The 6843-nt window shown below is 63.4% G+C and carries 6 protein-coding genes; 4 read left to right on the forward strand and 2 right to left on the reverse strand.

The features are described from left to right. Positions 1–62: 62 nt before the first annotated feature. Both APH30_RS11065 and APH30_RS11070 read left to right on the forward strand, forming a co-directional pair. Positions 63–1346, forward strand: a complete 1284-nt coding sequence (locus APH30_RS11065) for a diguanylate cyclase (protein ID WP_054912558.1) — start codon at positions 63–65, stop codon at positions 1344–1346. A gap of 124 nt (positions 1347–1470) precedes the next feature. Next, the gene (locus tag APH30_RS11070) at positions 1471–3249 is read left to right on the forward strand and encodes an acyl-CoA dehydrogenase C-terminal domain-containing protein (protein ID WP_054912559.1); all 1779 of its coding nucleotides are present in this window, start codon (positions 1471–1473) and stop codon (positions 3247–3249) included. 280 nt (positions 3250–3529) lie between these two features. On the opposite strand, the gene APH30_RS11075 is transcribed toward APH30_RS11070, so the two are convergent. After that, positions 3530–4453 carry a LysR family transcriptional regulator gene (locus APH30_RS11075; RefSeq protein WP_029886350.1) on the reverse strand — a complete coding sequence of 308 codons (924 nt, stop codon included), beginning with the start codon at positions 4451–4453 and terminating at the stop codon, positions 3530–3532. 211 nt (positions 4454–4664) lie between these two features. Here APH30_RS11075 and APH30_RS11080 point away from each other — a divergent pair, with 211 nt between their 5' ends. Together APH30_RS11080 and APH30_RS27840 are read left to right on the forward strand one after the other, a co-directional pair. Then, entirely contained in the window at positions 4665–5945 is a 1281-nt protein-coding gene (locus APH30_RS11080; protein ID WP_054912560.1) for an aspartate aminotransferase family protein, read from the forward strand. Positions 5946–6093: 148 nt separating this feature from the next. Continuing rightward, complete coding sequence (locus tag APH30_RS27840) at positions 6094–6252, forward strand: YqaE/Pmp3 family membrane protein (RefSeq protein WP_009681539.1); 159 nt, start codon at positions 6094–6096, stop codon at positions 6250–6252. A gap of 120 nt (positions 6253–6372) precedes the next feature. Here the strand turns inward: APH30_RS27840 and APH30_RS11085 are convergent. Further along, a partial coding sequence (locus tag APH30_RS11085) for a S9 family peptidase (protein ID WP_156326433.1) occupies positions 6373–6843 on the reverse strand: 471 nt, incomplete at its 5' end.

The following is a 6843-nucleotide window of genomic DNA, read 5'->3' on the forward strand; positions in this document are numbered from 1 at the left end:
GTACGCTGCCGATGAAATAAGGGCACAATGCCACTATTGATCTGCCGGGTCGGAGATTACCCTTGTTTCGTTTTAACGCTGTACGTGCCAGCCACTTCCTGCCCTCGCTGCTGCTGCTGTTGGCAGGGCTCGCCGCAGCTTATGTGAGAGACCTCAGTGTGTTTTTCACATCGCTGTTCAATGTTCTGCCCACCTTGGTGCTGCTGCTGGGTGGCGCTTACTGCGCGGTGTATCGTCGCCAACGTGAGCTGTTTCTGATGCTTACGGTATACATCGCCTACTTTCTGCTCGACACCCAGACCGACTTCTACCGCGACCACGGCCGTGTGCGCGAGGATGCAGCGGTGGTCTTCCACCTGGTATGCCTGCTGTTGCCGGCATTGTTCGGCCTGTATGGTGCCTGGCAGGAGCGCACCCACCTGCTGCAGGATTTGGTGGCCCGTGGCGCCGTGCTGTTTGCCGTGGGCAGCGTGGCAGTGGCCCTTGAGCAAAGCTACCCCGAGGCGCTGCTGACCTGGTTGGCGGAGATTCGCTGGCCGACCTTGCATGGCCAGTGGATGAGCCTGATCCAGTTGGCCTACCCGCTGTTCGCGGGGGTGTCCATCCTGCTGGTGGTGCAGTACCTGCGCGCGCCGAGGCCGTTGCACGCGGCCCAGATCATCGGCCTGCTGGGCATTTTCTGGATGCTGCCGCAAACGTTCATCCTGCCGTTCACGCTGAACATCATGTGCAGCCAGGTGATGTTGATGATCGCCGCAGCGGTTGCGCACGAGGCCTACCAGATGGCCTTCCGCGACGAGCTGACCGGTTTGCCCGGCCGGCGTGCGTTGAACGAGCGCATGCAGCGGCTGGGTCGCAACTATGTCATCGCCATGACCGACGTTGACCACTTCAAGAAATTCAACGACACCCACGGTCACGATGTCGGCGATCAGGTGCTGCGCCTGGTGGCCAGCCGTTTGGCCAAGGTCACCGGCGGTGGGCGTGCCTACCGCTATGGGGGGGAGGAGTTCGCCCTGGTGTTCGCCGGCAAGACCGCCGAGGAGTGCGTACCCCATGTGGAAGCGGTGCGCGAGGTGATCGCCAACTATGTGATGCACCTGCGCGACAAGCACAGCCGCCCGCAAGACGATACCACCGGGCGCCAACGCCGCGCCGGCAGCAGCGGCGGCACGGTTTCGGTCACCATCAGCATTGGCGTTGCCGAGCGCCAGGCCGATCACCGCAACCCTGCAGCCGTGCTCAAGTCGGCCGACCAGGCCCTCTACAACGCCAAAGGCGCAGGGCGCAATTGTGTGGTGGTGCATGGCCAGCAATCGCGGCGTGGGGCTGTACGTACTGCGTGACCAAAATAGACTATGCGGTCTATTGATGACCCTATGTCTCGTAAATGTTGTTCGGTTACACTGGCATCAACCCCAGTGTCGCGGTACCCCGAGACCGCCCAGCCCCCACTTGCGAGAGGTTGTCATGGCTGACTATAAAGCGCCCGTGCGCGACATGCGCTTCGTACTGAATGAAGTGTTCAACGTGGCTGAGCAGTGGGCGCAGTTGCCCGGGCTGGCCGAAGTCGTCGATGCCGATACGGCCATGGCCGTACTGGAGGAGGCTGGCAAGGTGACCGCCAAGAGCATCGCACCGCTCAGCCGCGCGGCCGATGAAGAGGGCTGCCACTGGGACAATGGCGCGGTGCGCACACCGGCCGGCTTCATCGAGGCCTACAACACCTACGCCGAAGGTGGCTGGGTGGGCGTGGGTGGCGACCCGCTGTTTGGCGGCATGGGCATGCCCAAGGCCATTTCGGCGCAGGTCGAGGAAATGGTCAATGCCTCGAGCCTGGCCTTTGGCCTGTACCCGATGCTGACCGCCGGCGCCTGCCTGTCGATCAACGCCCACGCCAGCGAGGCGCTGAAGGAAAAGTACCTGCCCAACATGTACGCCGGTGTATGGGCTGGCTCCATGTGCCTGACCGAACCGCATGCGGGTACCGACCTCGGCATCATCCGCACCAAGGCCGAGCCACAGGCGGACGGCAGCTACAAGGTCAGCGGCACCAAGATCTTCATCACCGGCGGCGAGCACGACCTGACCGAGAACATCATCCACCTGGTGCTGGCCAAGTTGCCGGATGCGCCGGCTGGGCCGAAGGGCATCTCGCTGTTCCTAGTGCCCAAGTTCATGGTGAACGAGGATGGCAGCCTCGGTGCGCGCAACCCGGCCACCTGTGGCTCCATCGAGCACAAGATGGGCATTCAGGCGTCGGCTACCTGCGTCATGAACTTCGACGAGGCTGTGGGCTATATCGTCGGTGAGCCGAACAAAGGCCTGGCAGCCATGTTCACCATGATGAACTACGAGCGCCTGGGGGTGGGTATACAGGGGCTGGCGACGGCCGAGCGTTCCTACCAGAATGCCGTGGAGTACGCGCGCGACCGTTTGCAAAGCCGTGCCCCCACCGGCCCGCAAGCCAAGGACAAAGCCGCCGACCCGATCATCGTCCACCCGGATGTGCGGCGCATGCTGTTGACCATGAAGGCACTCATCGAGGGCGGCCGCGCGTTTTCCACCTATGTGGCCATGCAACTGGACAGTGCCAAGTACAGCGAAGACCCTGGCGTGCGCAAACGCAGCGAAGAGCTGGTGGCATTGCTCACGCCGGTGGCCAAGGCCTTCCTGACCGACCTGGGCCTGGAGTGCGCGGTGCACGGCCAGCAAGTGTTCGGCGGGCATGGCTACATCCGTGAATGGGGCCAGGAGCAACTGGTGCGTGATGTGCGCATCACCCAGATCTACGAGGGCACCAACGGCATTCAGGCCCTCGACCTGATGGGCCGCAAGGTGGTGGCCAGCGGCGGCGCCTACTACACGCTGTTCTCCGACGAAATTCGCCAGTTCATGGCCAGTGCGGGTAGCGAGCTGGATGAGTTCACCCGCCCACTGGGTGCTGCGCTCGGCCAGCTGGATGGGCTGACTGAATGGGTACTGCAGCAGGCCAAGGGCAACCCGAATGAAATTGGCGCAGCATCGGTCGAGTACCTGCATGCCTTTGGTTATGTCGCCTATGGCTACATGTGGGCATTGATGGCGCGGGCGGCGAAGGCGGGTGAGGGCGACGAGGCGTTCTATTCGGGCAAGCTGGGCACGGCGCGGTTCTACTTCGCGCGCTTGCTGCCACGGGTGGATTCGCTGGTGGCCTCGGTGAAGGCGGGCAGTGAGTCGCTTTACCTGCTGGACGCCGAGCAGTTCTAGCTGATTCAGGGGCCGCCCAGCGGCCCCTGTGCTTCGCGTATCTGCGAATGCCTCACTTATGTAAGCCTTTTCCTACACAACGTGGTGACTTTTCACCACTGTTCTCAGATTGGTTCCACGGCTAATCTTTATCACATGGACGTTGCGCAGGAAGCGCAAAGGACAGATCAAGGATGGCGACGAAGGACCACCTGCCAGGATGGCGGGGCGATACGGATGTCACAGGGAAACAGTCTGGAAAACCCCGCTTCGGCGGGGTTTTCTTTGCGCGCGTGTTTTATCAGGCCAGCACATCCAGCGGTGATGCGCCCAGCTGTCGCGCGTCTGTCTCTTCTTCCAGCAGCGTACGCAGCAGTTCGACCGATGCCTGCTGGCGCTGGGCATCACGGAACACCAGCCCCACCTTCAACGGTACACGCGGCTCGCTCAGCGGCTTCCACAACAGCCCTGGGTCGTCCTCGGCGGCGTCTTTGGCCCGGCCTGGCAGAATGGTTGCCAGCGCGGTGTGCGCCAGGCTGTCGAGAATACCCGCCATGTTGTTCATCTCGGCCTGCACCTGCGGCCGCCGCCCCTGGCTGGCTAACTGGGCCTGCCAGATCTGGCGGATCTGAAACTCCTCGCCCAGCATCAGCATGGGCAACTCGGCCGCCTGGCGGATGGACACCTTCTTGAAATCCTTCAGTGGGTGGGTGGCGGGTATCACCAATTGCAGCTCGTCCTCGTACAGCAACAGGCCATGCAGGCCGGGCTGGCGTGGCGGCAGGTAGCTGATGCCGATGTCCAGGTTACCGCTGAGCAGGCGCCGCTCGATCTCCAGCCCCGATAACTCGTAGATCTGCACCACCAAGTGGGGTTGGGCCTTGCGCAGCCGTTCGAGCAATTGCGGCACCAGGCTGGGGCGTACCGTTTGCAGCACACCGATGGCCAAGGTGCGCAAAGACTGGCCCTTGAAGTTGCGCATGGCCTCGTGGGCGCGCTGCAGGCCATCGAGCAGCGGCAGGGCATGGTTGTACAGGGTATGGGCCGCCAGGGTCGGCAGCAGGCGCTTGTTGCTGCGCTCGAACAGGCTCAGGTCCAGGCTGTGTTCCAGTTGGCGGATCTGTTGTGAAAGCGCTGGCTGTGACAGCGACAGGCGCTCGGCGGCGCGGCCGACGTGGCCCTCTTCGTACACCGCGACGAAATAACGCAGTTGGCGAAAATCCATAAGTGATGCTTATCAAAAATGCTGGAAAATCGAAATGGCCGTAACCCCTCGTGGCGCCTAGTCTATCGCCGTATTCCAACGGGTTACAGCGCTGAATCAGTCGATTGTTACCGTGGATGAGAAACACTTTTGATAGGCAAGACAAAATAATGAGCGGCGGCGCCAAGACCGCCCTGTGCTCGCCCCTTACCGTGCATTGGCTGGAGCCCCGATGAACCTGTTCAACCTGCGCCGCCCGGCCCCGACCGCCGCGGCCGAGCCCAAGCCTGTGCCGGTGCGTGTGCCACCTGCTGCCGAGTTGTCGCGTGACTGCCTGATGCCCGGGACCGAACGGCCTGCGCAGGTGTTCGTGCGCGGGCAGGGCTCCTGGTTGTGGGACGATGCCGGGCATGCCTACCTGGACTTCACCCAGGGCGGCGCAGTGAACAGCCTGGGCCATAGCCCCAGCGTGCTGGTCAAGGCGCTGGGCAGCCAGGCCCAGGCGCTGATCAACCCAGGCGCGGGGTTTCATAGCCGTGGCCTGCTGGCGCTGGCCAACCGCCTTTGCCAGAGCACTGGCAGCGACCAGGCCTACCTGCTCAACAGCGGTGCCGAAGCCTGTGAAGGGGCGATCAAGCTGGCGCGCAAGTGGGGCCAACTGCACCGCAATGGCGCTTACCACATCATCACCGCCAGCCAGGCCTGCCATGGCCGCAGCCTGGGCGCGCTGTCGGCGTCCGACCCGTTGCCCTGCAACCGCTGTGAACCGGGCCTTCCCGGGTTCAGCAAGGTGCCGTTCAATGACCTGGCGGCGCTGCACGCCGAAGTGGATTCGCGCACTGTGGCCATCATGCTGGAGCCGGTGCAGGGCGAGGCTGGGGTGATTCCGGCGACCCGCGAATACCTCAAGGGCGTGGAAACCCTTTGTCGTGAGCTGGGCATCCTGCTGATCCTCGATGAGGTACAGACCGGCATCGGGCGCTGCGGGGCGTTGCTGGCCGAAGAGACCTATGGCGTGCGTGCCGACATCATCACCCTGGGTAAAGGCCTGGGCGGTGGTGTGCCATTGGCCGCGTTGCTGGCCCGCGGTACGGCGTGCTGCGCCGAACCGGGCGAGCTGGAGGGTAGCCACCACGGCAATGCGCTGATGTGCGCTGCGGGCCTGGCCGTGCTGGATACCGTACTGGAGCCCGGCTTCTTCGGCCAAGTGCAGGACCACGGCCGCCACCTGCGCGACGGCCTGAGCCGCCTGGCTGGGCGTTATGGACAGGGCGAAGTACGCGGGCAAGGGCTGCTGTGGGCGCTGCAGCTGAAGGAAAACCAGGCGCGTGAACTGGTGGCCGCGGCCCTGCACGAAGGCTTGCTGCTCAATGCCCCACAAGCGGATGTGGTGCGTTTCTCTCCGGCGCTGACCGTGAGCAAGGGCAATATCGACGAAATGCTGCTGCGCCTGGCCCGCGCCTTTGCCCGCTTGCATGCGCAGCAGCATGCGCGCCGCGAAGTGTCGGCGTAAGTGGCACGTTAACCAATTCTACGAACCGTCTGGCGTTCCTGCGCATCGCCCCTGGCCTGTTACATTCGGCCCGGGGCGTTTTTTTTGCCTGTGGAACCTCCAGGACCAGCGGCTAGTCTGTGTTGTAACCCCTTCAGGAGAGACTCGCATGGACTTTATCCGCATCATCATCGCCATTATCTTGCCGCCGCTCGGGGTGTTTCTGCAGGTTGGGTTTGGCGGGGCGTTCTGGCTGAACATTCTGCTGACCCTGCTGGGGTACATTCCAGGGATCGTGCATGCGGTGTACATCATCGCCAAGCGTTAGCCTGCCCAGGCTTCATCGCCGGTAAGCCGGGTTCCCACAGGTTGGTGCAGCATTCAACGCCTTCGCTGTACCTGTAGGAGCTGGCTTGCCGGCGATTGGGCTGCGAAGCAGCCCCCAGGGTCAGCCTTCCAACACCCGGCAATAGAACTTCCACTCTTCTTCCAGCGCATGCGCCAGGTTCTGCGCCTTGCGGAACCCATGCCGCTCGCCCGCGTAGAAGTGCCCTTGCGCTTCGATCCCATTGGCCTGCAACGCCGCCAGCATCGACCGGGTCTGCTCTGGCACCACCACCGCATCCAGCTCGCCCTGGAAGAAGATTACCGGCACCCTGATCTGCCCTGCATGCAGCAGCGGCGTGCGTTGGCGGTAGCGCTCGGCATCCACGGCGGGGTCGCCAATCAGCCAGTCCAGGTAATCACCCTCGAACTTGTGCGTGGCACACCCTAGCGCTATCGGGTCGCTGACCCCGTACAGGCTGGCACCGGCACGGAACACGTCATGGAACGCCAAGGCGCAGAGCGTGGTATAGCCGCCCGCGCTGCCGCCGCGGATGAACGCCTTGCATGGGTCGACCAGGCCCTGTGCTGCCAG

The sequence above is a fragment of the Pseudomonas sp. NBRC 111127 genome (assembly GCF_001320345.1).
Taxonomy (GTDB): domain Bacteria; phylum Pseudomonadota; class Gammaproteobacteria; order Pseudomonadales; family Pseudomonadaceae; genus Aquipseudomonas; species Aquipseudomonas juntendi.

Bases quoted from the DNA above. Each gene is read 5' to 3' on its own strand.
- APH30_RS11080 (WP_054912560.1), top strand. From the start codon at position 4,665: ATGAACCTGTTCAACCTGCGCCGCCCGGCCCCGACCGCCGCGGCCGAG.
- APH30_RS11070 (WP_054912559.1), top strand. From the start codon at position 1,471: ATGGCTGACTATAAAGCGCCCGTGCGCGACATGCGCTTCGTACTGAAT.
- APH30_RS11075 (WP_029886350.1), bottom strand. From the start codon at position 4,453: ATGGATTTTCGCCAACTGCGTTATTTCGTCGCGGTGTACGAAGAGGGC.
- APH30_RS27840 (WP_009681539.1), top strand. From the start codon at position 6,094: ATGGACTTTATCCGCATCATCATCGCCATTATCTTGCCGCCGCTCGGG.